The sequence below is a fragment of the Pedobacter nutrimenti genome (genome assembly GCF_032678445.1).
In the GTDB taxonomy this organism is placed as follows: Bacteria; Bacteroidota; Bacteroidia; order Sphingobacteriales; family Sphingobacteriaceae; genus Pedobacter; species Pedobacter nutrimenti_A.
Genome location: NZ_JAVTSQ010000007.1, coordinates 290,670 through 311,173, shown reverse-complemented (window position 1 = coordinate 311,173; position 20,504 = coordinate 290,670). Strand labels below are relative to the sequence as shown.

General features: G+C 39.5%; 31 protein-coding genes. 5 read left to right on the top strand and 26 right to left on the bottom strand.

The features are described 5' to 3' along the window. The 4 genes from R2S08_RS14820 (at window position 1) to R2S08_RS14805 (ending at window position 4,155) form a co-directional block, all read left to right on the top strand. Complete coding sequence (locus R2S08_RS14820; protein WP_316835873.1) at window positions 1-420, top strand: GNAT family N-acetyltransferase; 420 nt, start codon at window positions 1-3, stop codon at window positions 418-420. A gap of 4 nt (window positions 421-424) precedes the next feature. After that, window positions 425-1,537 (top strand): M42 family metallopeptidase, encoded by a 1,113-nt coding sequence (locus R2S08_RS14815; RefSeq protein ID WP_199078207.1) that lies wholly within the window; start codon window positions 425-427, stop codon window positions 1,535-1,537. 75 nt (window positions 1,538-1,612) lie between these two features. Next, window positions 1,613-3,160 carry a helicase HerA-like domain-containing protein gene (locus tag R2S08_RS14810; protein WP_316835872.1) on the top strand — a complete coding sequence of 516 codons (1,548 nt, stop codon included), beginning with the start codon at window positions 1,613-1,615 and terminating at the stop codon, window positions 3,158-3,160. Window positions 3,161-3,255: 95 nt separating this feature from the next. Next, entirely contained in the window at window positions 3,256-4,155 is a 900-nt protein-coding gene (locus R2S08_RS14805; RefSeq protein WP_133778957.1) for an NDP-sugar synthase, read from the top strand. Between the two features lie 75 nt (window positions 4,156-4,230). On the opposite strand, the gene dnaK is transcribed toward R2S08_RS14805, so the two are convergent. Beyond that, window positions 4,231-6,147 (bottom strand): molecular chaperone DnaK, encoded by a 1,917-nt coding sequence (gene dnaK, locus R2S08_RS14800; RefSeq protein ID WP_316835871.1) that lies wholly within the window; start codon window positions 6,145-6,147, stop codon window positions 4,231-4,233. Window positions 6,148-6,304: 157 nt separating this feature from the next. Next, window positions 6,305-7,498: an SAM-dependent methyltransferase gene (locus tag R2S08_RS14795; RefSeq protein ID WP_316835870.1), complete on the bottom strand. Its 1,194-nt coding sequence runs from the start codon at window positions 7,496-7,498 to the stop codon at window positions 6,305-6,307. A gap of 103 nt (window positions 7,499-7,601) precedes the next feature. Here R2S08_RS14795 and R2S08_RS14790 point away from each other — a divergent pair, with 103 nt between their 5' ends. After that, a complete protein-coding gene (locus R2S08_RS14790; RefSeq protein ID WP_316835869.1) occupies window positions 7,602-8,153 on the top strand; it encodes a 2'-5' RNA ligase family protein in 552 nt (183 codons plus the stop codon). A gap of 56 nt (window positions 8,154-8,209) precedes the next feature. On the opposite strand, the gene rplQ is transcribed toward R2S08_RS14790, so the two are convergent. The 24 genes from rplQ to rplV form a co-directional block, all read right to left on the bottom strand. After that, complete coding sequence (rplQ, locus tag R2S08_RS14785) at window positions 8,210-8,758, bottom strand: 50S ribosomal protein L17 (protein ID WP_108555018.1); 549 nt, start codon at window positions 8,756-8,758, stop codon at window positions 8,210-8,212. A gap of 81 nt (window positions 8,759-8,839) precedes the next feature. Beyond that, on the bottom strand, window positions 8,840-9,832 hold the full coding sequence (locus R2S08_RS14780) for a DNA-directed RNA polymerase subunit alpha (RefSeq protein ID WP_108555017.1): 993 nt from the start codon (window positions 9,830-9,832) through the stop codon (window positions 8,840-8,842). A 78-nt stretch (window positions 9,833-9,910) separates the two neighbouring features. After that, entirely contained in the window at window positions 9,911-10,519 is a 609-nt protein-coding gene (gene rpsD / locus R2S08_RS14775) for a 30S ribosomal protein S4 (protein WP_108555016.1), read from the bottom strand. A gap of 65 nt (window positions 10,520-10,584) precedes the next feature. Next, window positions 10,585-10,974, bottom strand: a complete 390-nt coding sequence (gene rpsK, locus R2S08_RS14770; RefSeq protein ID WP_055910073.1) for a 30S ribosomal protein S11 — start codon at window positions 10,972-10,974, stop codon at window positions 10,585-10,587. Between the two features lie 21 nt (window positions 10,975-10,995). Next, window positions 10,996-11,373 (bottom strand): 30S ribosomal protein S13, encoded by a 378-nt coding sequence (gene rpsM / locus R2S08_RS14765; protein WP_133778962.1) that lies wholly within the window; start codon window positions 11,371-11,373, stop codon window positions 10,996-10,998. An 82-nt stretch (window positions 11,374-11,455) separates the two neighbouring features. Then, window positions 11,456-11,572, bottom strand: coding sequence for a 50S ribosomal protein L36 (gene rpmJ / locus R2S08_RS14760; RefSeq protein ID WP_107214554.1), 117 nt, complete (start codon window positions 11,570-11,572; stop codon window positions 11,456-11,458). 1 nt (window position 11,573) lies between these two features. Continuing rightward, complete coding sequence (gene infA, locus R2S08_RS14755) at window positions 11,574-11,792, bottom strand: translation initiation factor IF-1 (protein WP_008244555.1); 219 nt, start codon at window positions 11,790-11,792, stop codon at window positions 11,574-11,576. Between the two features lie 67 nt (window positions 11,793-11,859). Beyond that, the gene (gene map / locus R2S08_RS14750; protein WP_133778963.1) at window positions 11,860-12,648 is read right to left on the bottom strand and encodes a type I methionyl aminopeptidase; all 789 of its coding nucleotides are present in this window, start codon (window positions 12,646-12,648) and stop codon (window positions 11,860-11,862) included. An 8-nt stretch (window positions 12,649-12,656) separates the two neighbouring features. After that, the gene (gene secY, locus R2S08_RS14745) at window positions 12,657-13,994 is read right to left on the bottom strand and encodes a preprotein translocase subunit SecY (RefSeq protein WP_133778964.1); all 1,338 of its coding nucleotides are present in this window, start codon (window positions 13,992-13,994) and stop codon (window positions 12,657-12,659) included. Window positions 13,995-13,997: 3 nt separating this feature from the next. Next, window positions 13,998-14,444 (bottom strand): 50S ribosomal protein L15, encoded by a 447-nt coding sequence (rplO, locus tag R2S08_RS14740; RefSeq protein ID WP_108554184.1) that lies wholly within the window; start codon window positions 14,442-14,444, stop codon window positions 13,998-14,000. Window positions 14,445-14,549: 105 nt separating this feature from the next. Further along, on the bottom strand, window positions 14,550-14,729 hold the full coding sequence (gene rpmD / locus R2S08_RS14735; RefSeq protein ID WP_108554171.1) for a 50S ribosomal protein L30: 180 nt from the start codon (window positions 14,727-14,729) through the stop codon (window positions 14,550-14,552). Between the two features lie 4 nt (window positions 14,730-14,733). Then, window positions 14,734-15,252, bottom strand: coding sequence for a 30S ribosomal protein S5 (rpsE, locus tag R2S08_RS14730; protein ID WP_108554172.1), 519 nt, complete (start codon window positions 15,250-15,252; stop codon window positions 14,734-14,736). Window positions 15,253-15,270: 18 nt separating this feature from the next. Beyond that, window positions 15,271-15,624 carry a 50S ribosomal protein L18 gene (gene rplR, locus R2S08_RS14725; protein ID WP_108554173.1) on the bottom strand — a complete coding sequence of 118 codons (354 nt, stop codon included), beginning with the start codon at window positions 15,622-15,624 and terminating at the stop codon, window positions 15,271-15,273. A gap of 5 nt (window positions 15,625-15,629) precedes the next feature. After that, window positions 15,630-16,187 carry a 50S ribosomal protein L6 gene (rplF, locus tag R2S08_RS14720; RefSeq protein ID WP_133778965.1) on the bottom strand — a complete coding sequence of 186 codons (558 nt, stop codon included), beginning with the start codon at window positions 16,185-16,187 and terminating at the stop codon, window positions 15,630-15,632. Between the two features lie 18 nt (window positions 16,188-16,205). Further along, the gene (rpsH, locus tag R2S08_RS14715) at window positions 16,206-16,604 is read right to left on the bottom strand and encodes a 30S ribosomal protein S8 (RefSeq protein ID WP_108554175.1); all 399 of its coding nucleotides are present in this window, start codon (window positions 16,602-16,604) and stop codon (window positions 16,206-16,208) included. A gap of 130 nt (window positions 16,605-16,734) precedes the next feature. Then, window positions 16,735-17,004 carry a 30S ribosomal protein S14 gene (gene rpsN / locus R2S08_RS14710; RefSeq protein ID WP_108554176.1) on the bottom strand — a complete coding sequence of 90 codons (270 nt, stop codon included), beginning with the start codon at window positions 17,002-17,004 and terminating at the stop codon, window positions 16,735-16,737. Continuing rightward, window positions 17,004-17,570, bottom strand: a complete 567-nt coding sequence (gene rplE / locus R2S08_RS14705; protein ID WP_133778966.1) for a 50S ribosomal protein L5 — start codon at window positions 17,568-17,570, stop codon at window positions 17,004-17,006. The genes rpsN and rplE overlap by 1 nt, the downstream gene beginning before the upstream one ends. Then, window positions 17,570-17,911 (bottom strand): 50S ribosomal protein L24, encoded by a 342-nt coding sequence (gene rplX, locus R2S08_RS14700; protein ID WP_108554178.1) that lies wholly within the window; start codon window positions 17,909-17,911, stop codon window positions 17,570-17,572. The genes rplE and rplX overlap by 1 nt, the downstream gene beginning before the upstream one ends. 1 nt (window position 17,912) lies before the next feature. Next, window positions 17,913-18,281, bottom strand: coding sequence for a 50S ribosomal protein L14 (rplN, locus tag R2S08_RS14695; RefSeq protein ID WP_008244575.1), 369 nt, complete (start codon window positions 18,279-18,281; stop codon window positions 17,913-17,915). A gap of 1 nt (window position 18,282) precedes the next feature. Further along, window positions 18,283-18,537 (bottom strand): 30S ribosomal protein S17, encoded by a 255-nt coding sequence (rpsQ, locus tag R2S08_RS14690; RefSeq protein ID WP_084237687.1) that lies wholly within the window; start codon window positions 18,535-18,537, stop codon window positions 18,283-18,285. A 13-nt stretch (window positions 18,538-18,550) separates the two neighbouring features. Continuing rightward, a complete protein-coding gene (gene rpmC / locus R2S08_RS14685; protein ID WP_108554179.1) occupies window positions 18,551-18,760 on the bottom strand; it encodes a 50S ribosomal protein L29 in 210 nt (69 codons plus the stop codon). Between the two features lie 72 nt (window positions 18,761-18,832). Continuing rightward, the gene (gene rplP, locus R2S08_RS14680) at window positions 18,833-19,255 is read right to left on the bottom strand and encodes a 50S ribosomal protein L16 (RefSeq protein ID WP_048907441.1); all 423 of its coding nucleotides are present in this window, start codon (window positions 19,253-19,255) and stop codon (window positions 18,833-18,835) included. A 38-nt stretch (window positions 19,256-19,293) separates the two neighbouring features. Further along, window positions 19,294-20,133 (bottom strand): 30S ribosomal protein S3, encoded by an 840-nt coding sequence (gene rpsC / locus R2S08_RS14675; RefSeq protein WP_133778967.1) that lies wholly within the window; start codon window positions 20,131-20,133, stop codon window positions 19,294-19,296. Window positions 20,134-20,142: 9 nt separating this feature from the next. Next, window positions 20,143-20,502, bottom strand: coding sequence for a 50S ribosomal protein L22 (gene rplV, locus R2S08_RS14670; RefSeq protein ID WP_108554181.1), 360 nt, complete (start codon window positions 20,500-20,502; stop codon window positions 20,143-20,145). Window positions 20,503-20,504 lie beyond the last annotated feature (2 nt).

Genomic DNA, 20,504 nt, shown 5'->3' with positions numbered 1-20,504 from the left:
ATGCCAGCAATTCAAATAGAACAGATCCAACCTTCACTAACCTGGAGGATCAGGCACGAAGCCATGTATCCCGATATGCCTTACGACAGTGTAAAATTGGATGACGATAACAAAGGCATTCATTTTGGCCTGTATATCGGTGATCAGTTAAGCGCAGTAGTTTCCCTCTTTGAACAAGGAGATACCTATCAGTTCCGTAAATTCGCTACACTACCCGAAGAACAAGGAAAAGGCTATGGCAGTCAACTCCTTGCACACCTCATTGCATTTGTCAAAAAAACAGGTGCAAAAAAAATCTGGTGTAATGCCCGGGTCAATGCAGCACCCTTTTATGCCAAATTTGGCTTCCAGAAAACCGACACAACTTTCTTCCAAAATGGCTTTGATTTTGTCATTATGGAATTAGAACTTTATATTTAACATTATGAGTAAAAAGAAAGACGAAAAACAGAAACATGTACCTGTAGTCAATAAAAAATCGCTTCAATTTTTTGAAAAATATATCAATAACCCATCGCCTACCGGCTTTGAATATCCGGGCCAGAAATTATGGCTGGATTACCTGAAGCCATATATCGATGAAAGTTTCATTGACAACTATGGCACAGCAGTTGGCGTAATTAACCCAAAAGCAGATTATAGAGTTGTCATTGAAGCCCATGCAGATGAAATCTCCTGGTTCGTTAATTATATCACTCCTGAAGGCTTGATCTACGTGATCCGCAATGGCGGATCAGACCATCAGATTGCACCTTCAAAAAGAGTTAATATCCATACAGATAAGGGCATGGTTAAAGCCGTGTTCGGCTGGCCTGCCATTCATACCAGGAGCGGAGAAAAAGAAGAAGCCCCAGCTTTAAAAAATATCTTCCTCGATTGCGGATGTACCAGCAAAGAAGAAGTGGAAAACTTAGGTATCCATGTTGGCTGTGTCATCACTTATGAAGATGAATTTATGGTTTTAAATGATCGCTATTATGTAGGCCGCGCCCTGGACAACCGTGCAGGAGGCTTTATGATCGCAGAAGTAGCCAGACTCCTTCATGAAAATAAAAAGAAACTTCCTTTTGCCCTGTATATCGTAAATTCTGTACAGGAAGAAATTGGTCTGCGCGGAGCAGAAATGATCGCGGAACGCATTGAGCCTCATGTTGCTATCGTTACCGACGTTACACACGACACCACAACTCCAATGATCAATAAAATTACTCAGGGAGACCTTGCCTGTGGCAGAGGACCGGTGGTTTCTTACGCACCAGCTGTACAAACCAATCTGAATAAATTACTGATCGAAACCGCACAGAAAAATGATATTCCTTTTCAGCGCCAGGCTTCTTCCCGTTCTACAGGAACAGATACAGATGCTTTTGCTTACTCCAATGGCGGTGTACCTTCTGCATTAATCTCTCTTCCTCTGCGCTACATGCACACTACAGTAGAGATGATACACAAAGAAGATGTGGACAATGTGATCAGCCTGATCTATCAGACCTTACTGAACATAAAAAAGGACCATGATTTCAGATATGGTCAATAGTAAAACATAAAATATCAAGAAAGCGTGCCCGGTGGCTACCAGGCACGCTTTCTTTTACATAAATTATTTCTTCCTATGAGTGATCAATCTGCAGGTTTTACAGAAAAAATCAAAGCTTCTTACACCCCAAGTGGCTCCAGCATCTATTTAGGTGCCGGAATGCTCAATGGTAATGTACTTGCCGAAGCTGAAGTAAATCTTTCTTTAAAAATGATGAACCGCCACGGACTAGTGGCCGGTGCAACCGGAACGGGAAAAACACGTACCCTGCAATTACTGGCAGAACAACTTTCTGATGCAGGTGTACCGGTATTTATGCTAGACGTTAAAGGAGATTTATCCGGCCTTTATCAGCCCGGGGAAAGCAATGCGAAAATCGAGGAAAGAGCTACCCAGTTGCACAAACCCTTTAGCCCCTCAGGCTTTCCTATCGAACTTTATTCCCTTTCCGGAAAACTGGGCGCACAAATGCGCGCAACTGTTTTGGAATTTGGGCCAACCTTACTGTCGAAGATACTGGATCTCAATGATACTCAAACCGGCGTTCTTGCTGTGATCTTCAAATATGCCGATGACAATAAAATGCCTGTCATTGACCTGAAAGACCTCAAAAAACTTGTATCCTATCTTTCTGAAGGCGAAGGCGCCGACGAAATCAAAAGTTCGTACGGAAAAATATCTCCGGCAACTGCCGGAACCATCTTAAGAAAGATTGTTGCCATCGAGCAACAAGGACTGGCCGACATATTTGGTGAACCCTCGTTTGACATAGAAGACCTTTTTGGCCGAACAGATGGAAAAGGGGTAATCAGCCTGCTTAACATTTCCGATGTACAGAGCCAGCCTGTTCTTTATTCTACCTTTCTACTCAGCCTGCTGGCAGAAATCTTTTATAATATGCCAGAAGCGGGAGACCTGGATAAACCTAAACTGGTCTTCTTCTTTGATGAAGCTCATTTACTCTTTAAGAACTCCTCTAAAGCATTTCTGGAACAAATCGAGACCATTATAAGACTGATCCGATCTAAGGGCATAGGCATCTTCTTTTGCACCCAGGCACCGACAGACGTACCAGAAAGCATACTATCCCAACTCGGTAACCGTATACAACATGCCTTACGGGTATTTACTCCCAATGATGCTGATGCTTTAAAAAAGACAGTTAATACCTACCCCAGATCAGATTTCTATCAGATTGATAAAGTATTGACCTCTTTAGGAACAGGCCAGGCGCTGATCACTGTGTTAAACGAAAAAGGCATTCCAACTGAAGTCTCTGCTACGCTGCTGTCCTCCCCGAGGTCCATCATGGGGCCAATGGCTACCGCGGACTATAACAATCTCCTTGCGTCCAGTCCCCTAACTAAAAAATATGCTGTAGCCATTGACCGGGAAAGTGCCTACGAAATGCTCACCAACAGAGTCAATGATAAACTTGCAGAAGAGCAACAGAGCGAAACCACAAGCACCAGCTCCGGAAAACAAGAGAAGAGTTTAATCGAACAGGTCATGGGCGCCACAATTACCCGGCAAATCGGCAAGGAAATTGTAAGGGGAATATTCGGAATGCTCACGGGCAAAAAGTCACGCAACAGTGGGGGCAAAGGACTATTTGGGCTCTGAAATTCTAAAGCACTATTATAAAGAGAATTAACTTCAAAACACCAAAAAAAACAAATTAAAATATAAACTCAAATGATTATTTTCGTCGCATGAAAATGAAACCTACCTTATTAATTTTGGCAGCTGGTATGGCAAGCCGCTATGGCAGTATGAAGCAAATAGATGGCTTTGGCCCAAATGGAGAAACAATCATTGACTATTCTATCTATGATGCCATCAAAGCAGGATTTGGAAAAGTAGTCTTTATCATCAAAGAAGAATTCGTAGAAAATTTTAAAGCCATATTTGAACCTAAGCTCAATGGAAGAATTGAGACAGATTACGTATTTCAAAACTTCGACCTTAAACAATTTGGAATTGAAGAAGAGATCTATCGTGAAAAGCCATGGGGGACAGCTCACGCAATCCTATCCGGAAGAAAAGTAATCAAAGAACCATTTTGTGTGATCAATGCTGATGATTATTATGGATTTGATGCCTTTAAAAAAATGGTGGACTTTTTAACAGAAGAAGCAACAGACAGCAACTATTCTATTGTTGGATATCAGATTGGAAAAACATTATCTGATTTCGGTTCTGTATCCCGTGGTGTTTGCAAGACCAACGACGCCGGATATCTTGAGGAAATTACTGAACGTACCCAGGTTTACAAAAAAGACGATACAATCGTCTATGAAGAGAACGGAACAGAATATCCGCTGGAATATGACACCCCCGTTTCTATGAACTTCTGGGGATTCACTCCTGCAGTGTTTAAACTAACGGAAGAACTTTTCAAGGTTTTCGCTTTAGAAAATAAAGACAAACCAAAAGCCGAGTTCTTTATTCCCCTGATTGGAGAAAACCTTGTAAAAACGGATACAGCCTCATTTAAAGTTATCCCTACCGACAGTCAGTGGTTTGGTGTAACCTACAAAGAAGACAAGCCTTTTGTACAAGCCAGTATAGATCAGCTTGTAAAAGACGGAACTTATCCTCAAAGCCTTTGGAATTAATACGTTTTTAACCCATAAAAAAAGAAGCCCCCTGATCTTTATGACCAGGGGGCTTTCTTTTTATGAATTCAACGATTATTTTTTATCGTCTTTTACTTCTTCAAAGTCAACGTCAGTTACATTATCACCTCCGTTACCTGCTTGCTCACCATGTTGCTCAGCACCACCTTCTGGTTGTGCAGCACCATCCTGACCTGCTTTATACATCTCTTCAGAAGCTGCATTCCATGCTTCCTGAAGTGCAGTCTGAGCCGCATCAATATCAGCAAAGTTTCTGGCAGCATGTGCGTCTTTCAGTTTTTTCAAACCTTCTTCAATAGGCGCTTTTTTATCTGCAGAAATCTTCTCACCAAATTCTTTCAGTTGTTTCTCTGTAGAGAAGATCAGTGCATCAGCGCTGTTGATTTTGTCAGCTTCTTCTTTAGCCACTTTATCAGCTTCTGCATTTTGCTCTGCTTCTTCTTTCATTTTTTTGATCTCTTCGTCTGTTAAACCAGAAGAAGCTTCAATACGGATCTTTTGCTCTTTACCTGTCGCTTTATCTTTAGCACTTACGTGTAAGATACCGTTGGCATCAATATCAAAAGCAACTTCAACCTGAGGTACGCCACGAGGTGCTGGTGGAATACCATCCAAAATGAAACGACCAATTGTACGGTTCTGAGCAGCCATAGGACGTTCGCCCTGTAAAATATGGATCTCAACAGAAGGTTGGTTATCAGCAGCTGTAGAGAAAGTTTCTGCTTTTTTAGAAGGAATAGTTGTATTGGCTTCAATTAATTTAGTCATTACACCACCCATAGTTTCAATACCTAAAGATAATGGCGTAACATCCAATAACAATACATCTTTAACTTCACCAGTCAATACACCACCCTGGATTGCAGCTCCGATAGCGACCACCTCATCCGGGTTAACACCTTTAGATGGCTCTTTACCAAAGAAAGCTTTAACAGCCTCCTGAATTGCAGGAATACGAGTTGATCCACCTACTAAGATAATCTCATCAATATCAGAAGTTTTTAAACCGGCATTTTTCAAGGCAGATTTACAAGGATCAATAGTACGTTTGATCAAGTCACTTGCCAATTGCTCAAATTTAGCACGGCTAAGTGTTCTAACCAAGTGTTTAGGACCTGTAGCATCAGCAGTGATATACGGTAAGTTGATCTCTGTAGAAGTTGTGCTTGATAACTCAATTTTAGCTTTCTCAGCAGCTTCTTTCAAACGTTGTAATGCCATTGGATCCTGGTGAAGGTCCATACCATATTCATTTTTGAATTCACCCGCTAACCATTCAATGATAATGTGGTCAAAGTCATCACCACCAAGGTGTGTATCACCATCAGTAGATTTCACTTCAAAAACACCATCACCTAATTCTAAAACAGAAACGTCATGTGTACCACCACCACAGTCAAAAACCACAATTTTCATGTCTTTGTGGGCTTTATCCAGGCCATAAGCCAAAGCAGCAGCAGTAGGCTCGTTAATGATACGTTTAACTGTTAAACCAGCAATTTCACCAGCCTCTTTAGTAGCCTGACGCTGTGCGTCATTAAAATAAGCAGGAACAGTAATTACTGCTTCTGTTACTTCATGACCTAAAAAGTCTTCTGCTGTTTTTTTCATTTTCTGCAAGATCATTGCAGAGATCTCCTGAGGAGTATATTTACGGTCGTCAATTTCCACGCGAGGTGTATTATTGTCGCCTTTAACTACCTTATAAGGAACACGGCCTGCTTCTTTAGTTACTTCCGCAAAGCTGCTTCCCATAAAGCGCTTAATTGAATAAATTGTCTTTGTAGGATTGGTGATCGCCTGACGTTTAGCCGGCTCACCTACCTTACGCTCACCGTTCTCTGCAAAAGCAACAATAGATGGCGTTGTACGTTTACCTTCACTGTTGGCTATAACTACAGGTTCGTTACCTTCCATTACGGCTACGCAAGAGTTCGTTGTTCCTAAGTCTATACCAATAATTTTTCCCATTTTTATTATATCTTTTAATGTTATACTAATTCGATAACTCGTACTAAACAAGGGTTGTGCCAATTTATATTTGGCAGAGAATTGACATATATAGCCCTTCCAAGCCTGCTAAAATGTAAATCAGAACCCCATCACCCTCTGACAGGTTGGCATAATCCTACGCCTCTAGTCCAAGAAGCCGCTCCAAATGGTGATGGCCGATTCCAAAATAAGCTTTTGTTTCTCTGATCTTCTCCAGAACCTCTTTCCGGATGTCAGGACTATCTTTTGTTTTCACCCCTACAACCAGAACATTTTTAGGTGTATGCGCATCAGATATAAACTGCATCACTTTTGTCTTATAGCCAAAATACTCCAATATCAACGCTCTCATTCCATCAGTTACCATTTCTGCCTGTCGCTCCAGAAATATTCCATGTCTGATCAAAAAATCCAATTCGTTCTTCTTTTTACCTTTAACAATTTCTTTTCTAATTTGTTTGTGGCAACAGGGAGCCACTACAATAAGTTTCGCTCCGGCTTTAATTCCTTTGAAAATTGCATCATCAGTTGCCGTATCGCAAGCATGTAATGCAATAAGCAGATCAGTAGAAGAAGCGTCAAATTCCTGAATGGATCCCTCCGCAAAACTCAATCCGGTAAAACCCGACTTAACCGCGATACGATTACAAAGATTAACCAAATCCTCCCTATACTCCACGCCCGTCACCTGAACATCCTGGCCCAAAACATTTTGCAGGTAATCATATAAGGCAAACGTAAGATACCCCTTTCCCGAACCCATATCCGCCACCTTCTTTAGTGATCCTGCCGGCAGCTCCTTAAGCATAGGGCTTAGCAATTCAATATATTGGTTAATCTGTTTATACTTATCCTGCGCATTTTTAAATACCTCTCCCTGCCCATCTGTAATGTTCAGATCATGCAGATAATTCCTGTCAACCGCAGGTTTAATCAGTCTTTTCTTCTCCTTATTATGGGCCAGATCAGGAACAACAGTACCCTTTACCAGCGACTCCCTGATAGCGATCCCCCCTTTCAAATGATGCTCCAGAATAAGCTCCTTCTGCGTCGTAAATAAAGTACATACTTTAAAATCATTGCTGATCAACTGAGCAATCATTCGAACCCCCTCATCCAGCGAATAATTCTTAAAGATATCCCTTGTTTTATAACGATAAGTAAATGAGAGCATATCTGTTCTTTTGATCTTCACCCTCCGGACATAAATGTTCTTTAACTCCTTTTCATTTCCCTGATAATTCCCCAGGGAAGTTTTAATAAATGTACCCGTAGAAATGCTTTCTGTTAGCTCTTGCTGAAATTGCTGTATATGATCTTGATTGGACATGGAAATGAATTACGCATCAAAGATAACCATTTGAAAAGGAAAATCTGAGCAGCAAGTATTCCGGCATTTTGAAATTACTAATATATTTAGTAATTTCAAGTTTATGGACAACCTTTATTTTATAGCCATCCTTCCAGACCAGGATCTCAGTACAATGATTGACGGAATCAGAAAAGAATGCGCCCATGACCATGGAGTATATGCAGCATTAAAACCACCAGTACACATTACACTTGTACCACCTTTTAAACTACCCGCAGGTATGGAATCCCAGCTTTCAGAAAGCCTGAAAACCGCATGTAATTTCACACCATTTGTGCAAAAGTTAGAAAACTTCGACGGCTTTCCAGAACATACAATCTATATACAGGCTAAAAAGAGCAGTGCACTCACTTTAGTTTATAACAATTTAAAATCAGTTTTAAAATTATATAATGCTGCACCCAAAGGTCCATTAACACCGCATATTACGATTGCCTACCGGGATGCCAAGGAAGTCTATCCCAAAATCATGCAACAGTATAAAAAACGAAAGCTAAAAGCCGAATTCCTGGTCAATCATTTTACCCTGCTGAAACACAATGGAAAACATTGGGATGTGCTAAGGGATTACTATGCCAGCCCAAGCAATGAACAACTAACGATGTCCCTATAGCAAAAAAGCCCTGTCCGATCCGGACAGGGCTTTTATATTTTAGAAAAAAGATTAGACTATTCGCCTTTATCTTCTGCTTTCTCTTCAGTAGCAGCTTCTTCTTTAGCAGGTGTTTCTTCAACAACTTCTTCAGCTTTAGCTTCAGCAACTTTCTCTTCTTTAGCAGGTGCATCCGCTTTTTTAGCTTTGCTTCTACCACGACGAGTTGTTTTCTTTTCAGCTGATTCAGCTTCTTTACCATAAACCTCGTTGTAATCAACCAACTCGATCAATGCCATTTCCGCGTTATCACCCAAACGATTGTTCAACTTGATGATCCTTGTATAACCACCTGGACGGTTAGCTACTTTAGCAGCTACATCGCGGAACAATTCAGTAACCGTATCTTTATCCTGTAAATAGCTAAATACAATACGACGAGAATGTGTGGTATCATTTTTAGATTTAGTGATAATAGGTTCAACATACATACGTAAAGCTTTTGCTTTGGCCAAAGTAGTTGAGATCCTTTTGTTTTTAATAAGTGATGAAGCCATGTTAGCCAGCATCGCTCTACGATGTGAATCTGTTCTTCCTAAGTGGTTTACTTTTTTACCGTGTCTCATTTTTTAATTTATTCTTGTGTACCGTCTCTTTGAAATTAATCCGAGGGAATTACACACGATTAACAATATGTTATTTGTTTTTTATTCTTCGTCTAACTTGAATTTAGACAGGTTCATTCCAAAAGATAAACTTTTAGATTTTACCAGTTCCTGAATTTCAGTCAATGATTTTTTACCAAAGTTTCTGAATTTCAACATATCAGCTACATCATAAGATACAAGGTCAGCCAGTGTACGGATATCAGCTGCTTTTAAGCAGTTCAATGCACGCACCGACAGGTCCAAATCAACCAGTTCAGTTTTAAGGATCTTACGCATATGCAGGATTTCCTCATCAACTTCTTTAGTTTCTTCTTTAGCCTGAGATTCCAGTACCAGGTTCTCATCAGAGAACAGCATGAAATGCTGGATCAGGATTTTTGCAGCTTCTTTTAATGCTTCTTCAGGATGGATAGATCCGTCTGTTGAAATATCTAAGATTAACTTCTCGTAATCTGTTTTCTGTTCAACACGATAGTTTTCAATCGTGTATTTTACATTTTTCATTGGGGTAAAGATCGAATCGATAGCGATTACTCCAACAACAGCATCATTAATTTTATTCTCTTCTGCAGGAACATAACCGCGTCCTTTATTGATGGTCAGTTCCACCTCTAAAGTTACAGATTTCTCCATATTGCAGATCACCAGCTCAGGGTTTAAAACCTCAAAATTGCTGGAGAATTTAGTAACATCACCTGCTTTAAACTGATCTTGTCCACTTACTATGATGAAAACCTTTTCAGAATCACCCACATCACCAACTTTCTTAAAACGAACTTGTTTCAAGTTAAGAATGATTTCAGTTAAGTCTTCAACCACACCTTTCATGGTAGAAAACTCATGGGAAACGCCAGAAAAACGAATACTAGTAATGGCATAACCTTCTAGTGAAGACAATAAAATTCTTCTTAAGGCATTACCAATTGTTACACCGAAACCGGGCTCTAAAGGACGAAATTCAAATGTACCATCGAAATCAGTTGATTTCTGCATGATTACCTTATCGGGTTTCTGAAATGCTAAAATTGCCATTTATAATGTTTTTAGATCGTTATTAAAATTTTGTAACGCAAAAAAAATTAACTGCCCGAAGGCAGTTAATGAAGATTGTTACTTAGAGTACAACTCTACTATAAGGTTCTCTTTTATATTTTCCGGAATCTCGTCGCGGTTTGGATAAGCAAGGAACTTACCAGTAAGTTCTTTTGCATCCCAGTCTAACCAATTGAATTTATTGATTACTCTTCCAGCAACAGAGTTCGTGATTGCTTCTAAAGTTTTCGATTTCTCGCGAACTGCAATAACATCACCCGCTTTTAACTGATAAGAAGGAATATTTACCACTTCACCATTCACTGTTACGTGTTTATGGCTAACTAACTGACGTGCAGCTGAACGTGTAGTTGCAATACCCAATCTGTAAACCGTATTATCTAAACGGGCTTCTAATAATTGCAATAAGTTATCACCGGTAATACCCTGACGTGATGACGCTTTTGTAAATAAGTTACGGAACTGACGCTCTAATACACCATAAGTATATTTCACTTTTTGTTTTTCCATTAACTGTACAGCGTACTCAGATTGTTTTCCTCTTCTTTTGGAAGCACCATGCTGTCCAGGAGGATAATTTTTTCTATCTAATACCTTATCAGGGCCGAAAATTGGCTCTCTGAATTTACGCGCGATTTTGGACTTAGGTCCTGTATATCTTGCCATTTCTTCTTTGTTTTAAAGTATCGTGCAACCTGTAGCTGCAGACTCTTAGCTTTAAAAATTAATAATTAAACTCTTCTCTTTTTCGGTGGACGACAACCGTTGTGAGGAAGTGGGGTAATATCTTTAATAGACATTACTTCAATACCTGCTACTTGTAAAGTTCTGATTGCAGACTCGCGGCCTGAACCTGGACCTTTAACAAATACTTCTACTTTACGCAGACCAAGATCAAACGCTACTTTACCGCAATCAGATGCAGCTTGTCCTGCAGCATATGGAGTGTTCTTTTTAGAACCCTTGAATCCCATTTTACCTGCTGAAGACCATGAAATCGTTTGACCATTGTTATTTGTTAACGTAACAATGATATTGTTAAAAGTAGCATTGATGTGGGCCTGACCAACAGACTCAATAACAACAATACGCTTTTTGGTTACTTTTTTACTCTTAGCCATAATTATACTTCGATACTAATATTATTTAGTAGCTTTTTTCTTGTTAGCAACTGTTTTTCTCTTGCCTTTACGTGTACGAGAATTGTTTTTAGTACGTTGACCACGCACTGGTAAACCTTTTCTGTGACGTAGGCCACGGTAACAGCCGATATCCATTAAACGTTTAATGTTCAACTGAACTTCAGAACGCAAAGCACCTTCTACTTTGATCTGTTCGTTGATAATGGTACGGATTGCTGATAATTCATCATCAGACCAGTCCTGTACTTTTTTGCTTAAATCGATACCTGCTTCCGTTAATATACGTTGAGCAGTAGATCTGCCTACACCAAAGATGTAAGTTAATCCAATTTCGCCTCTTTTGTTTCTTGGTAAATCAATACCTGATATCCTTGCCATATTTTATACTAATGTTGATTATTTGATTAAACGACAGATTGAGTAACCTGTACATTCAATCCAATCATACTTCAATAATTTCTTATCCCTGACGTTGCTTGTATTTAGGGTTTTTCTTGTTGATTACGTAAAGTTTACCTTTACGACGAATAACCTTACAATCAGCGCTACGTTTTTTAATTGATGACCTAACTTTCATTTTATTTATATCTATAAGTAATCCTGCCTTTTGATAAATCGTAAGGCGACATCTCTAATTTTACTTTGTCTCCAGGTAAAATTTTGATGTAGTGCATCCTCATTTTACCCGAAATATGTGCAATTATCTCATGTCCGTTTTCGAGTTCAACCCGGAACATTGCATTCGATAATGCTTCTCTTATTACACCGTCTTGTTCAATTGAGGCTTGTTTAGCCATATAATATTGATTTTTACTTAATTAGCTGCTATCAAACAGGGTTGCAAAATTAAATAAAAAAAATTAATTATTCACTTTTTTTATTTAAAACTTCTTCAATTAGAGAAAAGGTCGATAAAACATCCGCTTTCCCCTTTTTGATGGCCACTGTGTGTTCAAAATGTGCCGATGGTCTGTTATCCTTACTGGTAACTGTCCAACCATCAGACCAAAATTTAATGTTTGCTGTACCGGCATTAATCATTGGCTCTATGGCAATTACCATTCCCTCCTCTAACTTAATACCACTACCACGTTTACCGTAATTGGGAACCTCTGGCTTTTCATGAAGCTGGACACCAACACCATGACCAACAAGTTCTCTCACCACGCCAAAACCGTTATCTTCAGCAAGCTTTTGAACTGCATAACCTACATCACCAATCCTGGATCCCGCCACGGCTTTCTCTACCCCTGCTACCAGACATTGTTTTGTAACTTCAATAAGCTTCTGCCTTTCAGCATCAATCTCACCAATCGCAAATGTATACGCCGAATCACCAAAAAATTTGTTCTTGATGACCCCGCAGTCCACAGAGATCAAATCACCCTCTTGTATCACATATTCACTTGGAAACCCATGAACAACCTGCTCATTAGGCGAAATACAAAGAGAATAAGGGAAACCATTATAATTGAGGAATGCGGGTATACCCCCATTGTCTCTTATAAAGGTTTCTCCTAATTTATTCAAACTCATGGTTGTCATACCTGGCCCAATAACTTTCGCGATCTCCGCTAAGGTCTTTGACACCAGTAAGGAACTCTCTCTGATTAATTCGATTTCCTCTGCAGACTTATAATAAATCTTCGACATCCTTAATATTATATCACAGCGCTGCTGCTGTTCGCTGCAGGAATCCCCGTACGACCAGTAACTCTACCGGTTTTCATCAAACCATCGTAGTGACGCATTAACAAATAACTCTCGATCTGCTGTAACGTATCCAATACAACCCCTACAAGGATCAATAATGAAGTACCTCCATAGAAGTGCGCAAATTCTGATTTAATCCCAAATTTAACTGCAATAGAAGGCAGGATAGCAATGATCGCCAGGAAGATTGCACCTGGGAAGGTGATCTTGGAAATCACGTCATCGATAAACGAAGAGGTTGATAAACCCGGTTTAATACCAGGAATAAAACCACCGTTTTTCTTCATATCATCCGACATCTGCGTAGGATTAACTGTTATAGCCGTGTAGAAGAACGTAAATGCAATGATTAAAAATGCAAACGTTAAACTATAGGCCAGTGAAGTATAATCACTAAACTGAATCAGCCATGAATTTTGCAGTGAAGGGAAAAACTGAGTTAAAGTTGCAGGAATAAACATTAAAGCCTGGGCAAAGATGATCGGCATTACACCGGCAGCATTTACCTTTAGCGGGATATATTGTCTTACACCACCGAATTGTCTGTTACCAACAATACGTTTTGCGTATTGTACAGGCACTTTACGTACACCCTGTACAATCATAATAGTAAACATCACCACACCAAAAAGTGCTGCAATCTCTAATACCAGAGCAATTAAACCACCACCTTCACCAACGATCCTTGAACTGATCTCCTGTTGCAAAGCAATAGGCAAACGCGCAATGATACCCACCATGATGATCAGGGATATACCATTACCGATACCTTTATCAGTGATCTTTTCTCCAAGCCACATTACGAATAATGTACCTGCAGAAAGCACAAACGTTGCCAATACAAAGAAAAGTGTATGATTGATGATGATGGCTTCAGTAGGCACCTGGGTCTTAACATAACCTACCGCCTGAACGGCAGTGATGGCTACGGTCAGATACCTGGTGATCTGATTTAATTTGTTCCTGCCGCTTTCTCCCTCTTTTTGCATTTTCTGGAAAGAAGGTACAGCAATACCGAGTAACTGAACTACAATGGACGCAGAAATATAAGGCATAACACCCAAGGCTAAGATCGAGACCCGAGAGAAAGATCCGCCGGCAAACATATCCAATAGACCTAAAAGACCTGATTTTTCATTATTGCCTAAGGCAGTTGCATCCACACCCGGTAAAACCACGTGTGAAACAAATCTATAAACCAAAAGAATGATGAGCGTAAATACTATACGCTCTTTCAATTCTTGAATTTTCCAAATATTACTTAAAGTAGTAAACAGCTTCTTCATTAATTACAATTTTTCGATTGAGCCTCCAGCAGCCTCAATAGCTTTTTGTGCGGTTGCAGAAAAAGCATGTGCTTTAACCTCTAATTTAGATTTAACTTCGCCACGACCAAGAACTTTCACTAAGTCATTTTTAGATGCTAAACCGTGCTCTTGCAAGGTAGTAAAATCTATGCTAGTTAAGTTAAATTTTTCAGCTAAACCTTGTAAAACATCTAAATTGACGCCTACATACTCAACACGGTTGATTGGTTTGAAACCTACTTTAGGTACACGACGTTGCAATGGCATCTGACCACCTTCAAATCCAACTTTCGTTGAGTGACCTGAACGAGATCCAGCACCTTTGTGACCACGAGTGGAAGTACCACCACGACCTGAACCGGTACCACGACCAATTCTCTTACTATTTTTAGTAGAACCTGCTGCAGGTTTTAAATTACTTAAGTTCATTATTAACTTATTGTGTTGCCCTTCGCTTTCACTAATCAGGGACAACGATTAAACATATATAAAGGTTGCAAATGTAAATATATACATTTTCTGCAACCTTCATAATTATAAACTCTCTATAGCTACCAGATGATTAACTTTTCTAACCATACCTATAATGGCAGCAGTTGCTTCAACCTCTACGCTTTGGTTTAATTTAGTTAAACCTAACGCTTGCATCGTTCTCTTTTGGCGCTCGCTTCTGTCGATGATGCTTTTTACCTGGGTTATTTTGATCTTCGCCATAATATTATCCGTTAAAAACTTTATTTAAATCTACACCACGGTGCTGAGCTACAGTATAAGCATCACGCATTTTAGTTAATGCATCAACAGTCGCTTTAACCACGTTGTGCGGGTTAGAAGATCCTTTTGATTTCGCTAATACGTTGTGTACTCCTGCACTCTCTAATACAGCACGCATCGCACCACCAGCAATAACACCGGTACCTACTGCAGCTGGTTTGATTAATACAAAACCACCTGAGAACTTACCGATCTGCTCGTGAGGAACAGTACCGTTCAACAAAGGAACTTTCACCAAATTCTTTTTAGCATCATCGATGCCTTTAGCAATGGCTTCAGTTACCTCTTTCGCTTTACCTAAACCGTAACCTACGATTCCGTTTTCATCTCCAACAACTACGATAGCTGAGAAGCTGAAAGTACGTCCACCTTTGGTTACTTTGGCAACGCGTTGTATGCTAACTAAACGATCTTTTAATTCGATCTCGCTAGTCTTAACTCTTTTTATATTGATAGTTGACATTCTTATCCTATTTTCAGATTAAAATACTAAACCAGCTTCACGGGCACCTTCTGCCAATGATTTAACACGTCCGTGGTATAAGTAGCCATTTCTATCGAACACAACTTCTTTGATACCTGCTGCGATTGCTTTTTCAGCAACCAATTTACCTACAGCAACAGATTGCTCTGATTTGTTACCGTTACCAGCGAAATCTTTAGATAAAGATGATGCCGAAACCAATGTATTACCGGTTACGTCGTTAATGATTTGAGCATAAATTCCTTTATTGCTTCTATAAACCGATAAACGTGGACGGTTTTCGGAACCTGTTAATCTTTTTCTGATTCCTTTTTTTATACGATCTCTACGAGATAATTTTTTCCCTGCCATGATGATTATTTTTTAGAAGCCGATTTACCTGCTTTTCTTCTTAACACTTCGCCTACAAACTTGATACCTTTACCTTTATATGGCTCTGGTGCACGTAACGAACGGATTTTCGCTGCTACCTGACCGATCAGTTGTTTGTCAATACTTTCTAAAATGATTTTAGGCGTCTGACCTTTTTCTGAAGTTGTTGTTACTTTAATCTCTTCTGGTAACTGGAACACATAGTGGTGAGAATAACCTAAAACAAGATCCAGGGTATTACCTGTGTTTGTAGCGCGGTAACCCACACCAACCAACTCTTGTTGTAATTTATAACCTTCTGTTACACCAATAACCATATTGTTTAACAATGAACGGTATAAACCGTGCAATGCTTTGTGTCTTTTCTGCTCAGTTGGACGTTGTACAGTAAGTACGCCTTCTTCCTGACTAACAGTGATATCTGAATCAACTGCTTGCTTTAATTCACCTTTTGGACCTTTAACAGTTACCACGTTATCTTTAGATATGGTAATTGTTACACCAGCAGGGATACTAATCGGGGCTTTTCCTATTCTTGACATTTTGTTATCCTCCTTTAATTAATAAACGTGACACAAAACTTCGCCACCAATGTTTAGTTTAGCTGCTTCTTTATCCGTCATTACTCCTTTAGAAGTAGATAGGATAGCGATACCTAAACCGTTCAATACTCTTGGCATATTCTCCACACCAGCATACTGTCTAAGACCTGGTTTACTGATACGGGTTAACGTACGGATTGCAGGAATTTTAGTGATGGCATTGTATTTAAGGGCGATTTTAATCACACCTTGAGTATTGGTATCTTCAAACTTGTAGTTTGCGATGTAACCTTTGTCAAAAAGTACTTTCGTAATTTCCTTTTTAAGATTTGATGCAGGAATTTCTACAATTCTGTGATTTGCCTTGATGGCATTTCTTACTCTTGTAAGATAATCTGCTATTGGATCTGTATTCATTTTATGTAATTGTGATAGTGGTTTCCTTTCCGACCCATTCGGAACGACCTGCCATCGGTTAATTCTTATTTTAAACGTAATAAAACATTAGAGCTGCAGTACAACCTGCAACTCTAACGTAAATACGGTTTTACCAGCTGGCTTTTCTTACTCCAGGAATTTTTCCTGCTAAAGCCATATCGCGGAACAGTACCCTTGATATACCAAATGTACGCATATAACCACGAGGACGGCCAGTAATTTTGCAACGATTGTGCAAACGAACTGCTGATGAGTTTTTAGGCAACTTATCAAGTCCTTCGTAATCGCCTGCAGCTTTTAATTCTGCACGTTTATCCGCGTACTTAGCTACCAATCTTTGGCGCTTAACTTCGCGAGCTTTTACTCCTTCTTTTGCCATTATTGATTTGTATTTTGATTTTTAAACGGTAATCCAAATTGTTTTAAAAGTTCCAATGCCTCAACATCATTAGTAGCAGTAGTCACAAAAGTGATGTCCATACCTAAAATCTTATTGATTTTGTCGATGTTGATCTCAGGGAAGATGATTTGTTCAGTAACACCTAAAGTGTAGTTACCTTTTCCATCAAAACCTTTATCATTGATACCTTTGAAATCACGGATACGTGGCAAAGCTACGGAAATTAATCGATCTAAAAATTCAAACATGTTGTTATCACGTAAAGTTACACGTACACCAACCGGCATACCTTTACGCAATTTAAAGTTTGAGATATCTTTTTTCGATTTTGCACCTACAGCTTGCTGTCCAGCAATCGTACTCATCTCAACGATAGAGCTATCAATGATCTTTTTGTCAGTTACAGAGAAACGTCCAACACCCTGGTTGATCGAAATCTTCACTAACTTAGGAACCTGCATAACGCTTTTGTAAGCAAACTTATCTTTAAGCGCAGTTACAATTTCCTCTTTGTATTTACTTTTTAATCTTGGTACGTAAGTCATTATTTGATCTCCTCTCCTGATTTTTTAGAAACCCTTACTAATTTTCCATCAGCGTTTAGCTTTCTGCCAACGCGGGTAGTAGCACCAGTTTTTGGATCTACTAACTGTACGTTAGAAATATGAAGAGCAGCTTCTTTCTTAATGATACCACCATTTGGAGTAGCAGCATTTGGTTTTGTATGTTTTGACACAAGGTTAACACCTTCAACAGTTACTCTGTTTTTAGCTACAAGTACTTCAAGTACTTTACCTTGTTGGCCTTTTGAATCGCCAGCTATAACCTTTACTAAATCTCCTTTACGGATTTTAATTTTTGGTTGTGTAGTTACTTTTTCTTTCATTTTATAATACCTCCGGTGCTAATGATACAATTTTCATGAATTGTTTTTCACGCAGTTCTCTTGCTACCGGGCCAAAGATACGAGTACCACGTGGCTCATCTTGTGCATTTAATAATACTGCTGCATTGTCGTCAAAACGAATATAAGAACCATCCTTACGTCTGATCTCTTTTTTAGTTCTTACTACAACTGCTTTAGAAACGGTTCCTTTCTTAATGTTACCAGAAGGCAATGCACTTTTAACGGTAACAACGATTTTGTCACCAATAGAAGCATATCTTTTTCCAGTTCCACCAAGCACACGGATAACCAATACTTCTTTTGCGCCGCTATTGTCGGCTACGTTTAATCTTGATTCCTGTTGTACCATGTTATTTAGCCCTTTCTAAAATTTGTACCAATCTCCAGTTCTTGTTTTTACTCAGCGGACGAGTCTCCATGATCAGTACTGTATCACCAATACCGCAATCGTTTTTCTCGTCATGAGCCATAAATTTGGTAGTTTTCTTAACAAACTTACCATAGATCGGGTGTTTCACTTTACGCTCTACCGCTACAACAATAGATTTATCCATCTTGTTGCTTACCACCAACCCGGTTCTTGTTTTTCTTAATTGTCTTTCCATTTCGACTCTAAAGTTATTTAGTTTCAGTAGCAGACTGAGCTTTACGCTTAGTCACTTCAGTATTTAATCGGGCAACATCTCTTCTTACCTTTCTAATGCGGGAAGGATTTTCAATAGCCGAAATTGTGTGCGCAAATTTTAACTTAACTAAGTTTTCTTTCTCTTCCGCGATCCTGGCTACTAGTTCTTCTTGTGAAAGCCCTGTGATTTCTGAGTTTTTCATTTTATTAATTTTTATGTTGTGGGTCTAGCGGTTATAATAACAAGTTACTTACAACATTCAACCCATAACCAATTATGCCTCTACGTAATCTCTACGTACTACAAATTTTGTTTGTATTGGTAATTTCTGAGCGGCTAAACGCATTGCTTCTTTAGCAACTTCTAAAGGCACGCCTTCAGCTTCAAAAATAATCCTTCCTGGTCTGACAACGGCTACCCAATATTCAGGTGCACCCTTACCTTTACCCATACGTACTTCAGCTGGTTTCTTAGTTACCGGTTTGTCCGGGAAAATTCTAATCCACACCTGGCCTTCACGTTTCATGAAACGAGTTACCGCAATACGGGCTGCCTCTATCTGACGACTGGTAATCCAGGTCGACTCTAAAGATTTGATCCCGAAAGACCCGAATGATAATTCAGCACCACGAGTTGCTAAACCTTTCATTCTGCCTTTTTGCATCTTTCTGAACTTCGTTCTTTTTGGCTGTAACATTGTATTTTAATATTATCGTAAAACGATCTGTTAACTAATTATTTGCGGGGTCCTCTGTTCTGAGTATTTCCGCCTCTGTTGTCTCTACCCTGACCACCTTGACCTGGACCTCTTCCGCCACGACCTTTGTCGTTTCTTCTGTCGCCACCGCCACGGTTGTCTCTGTCTCTGCCACCAAAGTTACCACCTTCAGGTCTGCCACCTTTACCAGGCGCATTGCTTGTAGAACCGATGTTAGGAGAAAGATCACGTTTACCGTAAACCTCGCCTTTGCAGATCCAAACTTTAACACCTATTTTACCATAAGTAGTCAAAGCTTCAGCCAGTGCATAGTCGATGTCTGCGCGGAACGTATGCAAAGGAATTCTTCCTTCTTTATACTGCTCGCTACGTGCCATCTCTGCACCACCTAAACGACCTGATGTCATGATTTTGATACCTTCAGCTCCCATACGCATAGTAGATGCGATAGTAGATTTCATTGCTCTACGGAAAGAGATCCTTGCCTCTAACTGTTTTGCAACGCCTTCAGCTACCAACTGAGCATCTAACTCAGGACGTTTGATCTCAAAAATGTTGATTTGAATTTCCTTTTTAGTCAATTTTTTCAACTCTTCTTTGATCTTGTCAACTTCCTGACCTGCTTTACCGATCACGATACCCGGACGGGCAGTGTGAATGGTTACAGTGATACGTTTCAAAGTACGCTCAATAACTACTTTTGCTACACCGCCTTTTGCAATACGGGCAGAAAGGTATTTTCTTATTTTTTCGTCCTCAACTAATTTATCAGCATAGTTGTTGCCTCCGAACCAGTTAGAATCCCAACCTTTGATGATTCCTAACCTGTTACCTATTGGATGTGCTTTTTGTCCCATTTCTGTTAATTAGTTTTGAGTTTCAACGTTTTTACTATCTACTATCAAAGTTACGTGGTTTGAACGCTTACGTATTCTGTAACCACGTCCTTGAGGTGCCGGTCTCAATCTTTTCAACTGGCGGCCACCACCAACCATAATCGTTTTCACGTATAGCTGGCTTTCTTCAGGGCGAGAACCTTCATTTTTATTTTCCCAGTTTTTGATGGCAGATAATAACAGTTTCTCAACTCTTACTGCTGCATCTTTATTGGTGAATTTTAAAATATGTAATGCTTTCTCTACACGCTCACCTCTGATAAGATCTACAACCAAACGCATTTTACGTGGTGAGGTTGGACAATTGTTTAATTTCGCTACTGCTTCCATCT

Coding starts and splice junctions, on each gene's coding strand:
- R2S08_RS14820 (WP_316835873.1), top strand. CDS start 1: ATGCCAGCAATTCAAATAGAACAGATCCAACCTTCACTAACCTGGAGG.
- R2S08_RS14815 (WP_199078207.1), top strand. CDS start 425: ATGAGTAAAAAGAAAGACGAAAAACAGAAACATGTACCTGTAGTCAAT.
- R2S08_RS14810 (WP_316835872.1), top strand. CDS start 1,613: ATGAGTGATCAATCTGCAGGTTTTACAGAAAAAATCAAAGCTTCTTAC.
- R2S08_RS14805 (WP_133778957.1), top strand. CDS start 3,256: ATGAAACCTACCTTATTAATTTTGGCAGCTGGTATGGCAAGCCGCTAT.
- dnaK (WP_316835871.1), bottom strand. CDS start 6,147: ATGGGAAAAATTATTGGTATAGACTTAGGAACAACGAACTCTTGCGTA.
- R2S08_RS14795 (WP_316835870.1), bottom strand. CDS start 7,498: ATGTCCAATCAAGATCATATACAGCAATTTCAGCAAGAGCTAACAGAA.
- R2S08_RS14790 (WP_316835869.1), top strand. CDS start 7,602: ATGGACAACCTTTATTTTATAGCCATCCTTCCAGACCAGGATCTCAGT.
- rplQ (WP_108555018.1), bottom strand. CDS start 8,758: ATGAGACACGGTAAAAAAGTAAACCACTTAGGAAGAACAGATTCACAT.
- R2S08_RS14780 (WP_108555017.1), bottom strand. CDS start 9,832: ATGGCAATTTTAGCATTTCAGAAACCCGATAAGGTAATCATGCAGAAA.
- rpsD (WP_108555016.1), bottom strand. CDS start 10,519: ATGGCAAGATATACAGGACCTAAGTCCAAAATCGCGCGTAAATTCAGA.
- rpsK (WP_055910073.1), bottom strand. CDS start 10,974: ATGGCTAAGAGTAAAAAAGTAACCAAAAAGCGTATTGTTGTTATTGAG.
- rpsM (WP_133778962.1), bottom strand. CDS start 11,373: ATGGCAAGGATATCAGGTATTGATTTACCAAGAAACAAAAGAGGCGAA.
- rpmJ (WP_107214554.1), bottom strand. CDS start 11,572: ATGAAAGTTAGGTCATCAATTAAAAAACGTAGCGCTGATTGTAAGGTT.
- infA (WP_008244555.1), bottom strand. CDS start 11,792: ATGGCTAAACAAGCCTCAATTGAACAAGACGGTGTAATAAGAGAAGCA.
- map (WP_133778963.1), bottom strand. CDS start 12,648: ATGTCGAAGATTTATTATAAGTCTGCAGAGGAAATCGAATTAATCAGA.
- secY (WP_133778964.1), bottom strand. CDS start 13,994: ATGAAGAAGCTGTTTACTACTTTAAGTAATATTTGGAAAATTCAAGAA.
- rplO (WP_108554184.1), bottom strand. CDS start 14,444: ATGAACTTAAGTAATTTAAAACCTGCAGCAGGTTCTACTAAAAATAGT.
- rpmD (WP_108554171.1), bottom strand. CDS start 14,729: ATGGCGAAGATCAAAATAACCCAGGTAAAAAGCATCATCGACAGAAGC.
- rpsE (WP_108554172.1), bottom strand. CDS start 15,252: ATGTCAACTATCAATATAAAAAGAGTTAAGACTAGCGAGATCGAATTA.
- rplR (WP_108554173.1), bottom strand. CDS start 15,624: ATGGCAGGGAAAAAATTATCTCGTAGAGATCGTATAAAAAAAGGAATC.
- rplF (WP_133778965.1), bottom strand. CDS start 16,187: ATGTCAAGAATAGGAAAAGCCCCGATTAGTATCCCTGCTGGTGTAACA.
- rpsH (WP_108554175.1), bottom strand. CDS start 16,604: ATGAATACAGATCCAATAGCAGATTATCTTACAAGAGTAAGAAATGCC.
- rpsN (WP_108554176.1), bottom strand. CDS start 17,004: ATGGCAAAAGAAGGAGTAAAAGCTCGCGAAGTTAAGCGCCAAAGATTG.
- rplE (WP_133778966.1), bottom strand. CDS start 17,570: ATGACTTACGTACCAAGATTAAAAAGTAAATACAAAGAGGAAATTGTA.
- rplX (WP_108554178.1), bottom strand. CDS start 17,911: ATGAAAGAAAAAGTAACTACACAACCAAAAATTAAAATCCGTAAAGGA.
- rplN (WP_008244575.1), bottom strand. CDS start 18,281: ATGGTACAACAGGAATCAAGATTAAACGTAGCCGACAATAGCGGCGCA.
- rpsQ (WP_084237687.1), bottom strand. CDS start 18,537: ATGGAAAGACAATTAAGAAAAACAAGAACCGGGTTGGTGGTAAGCAAC.
- rpmC (WP_108554179.1), bottom strand. CDS start 18,760: ATGAAAAACTCAGAAATCACAGGGCTTTCACAAGAAGAACTAGTAGCC.
- rplP (WP_048907441.1), bottom strand. CDS start 19,255: ATGTTACAGCCAAAAAGAACGAAGTTCAGAAAGATGCAAAAAGGCAGA.
- rpsC (WP_133778967.1), bottom strand. CDS start 20,133: ATGGGACAAAAAGCACATCCAATAGGTAACAGGTTAGGAATCATCAAA.
- rplV (WP_108554181.1), bottom strand. CDS start 20,502: ATGGAAGCAGTAGCGAAATTAAACAATTGTCCAACCTCACCACGTAAA.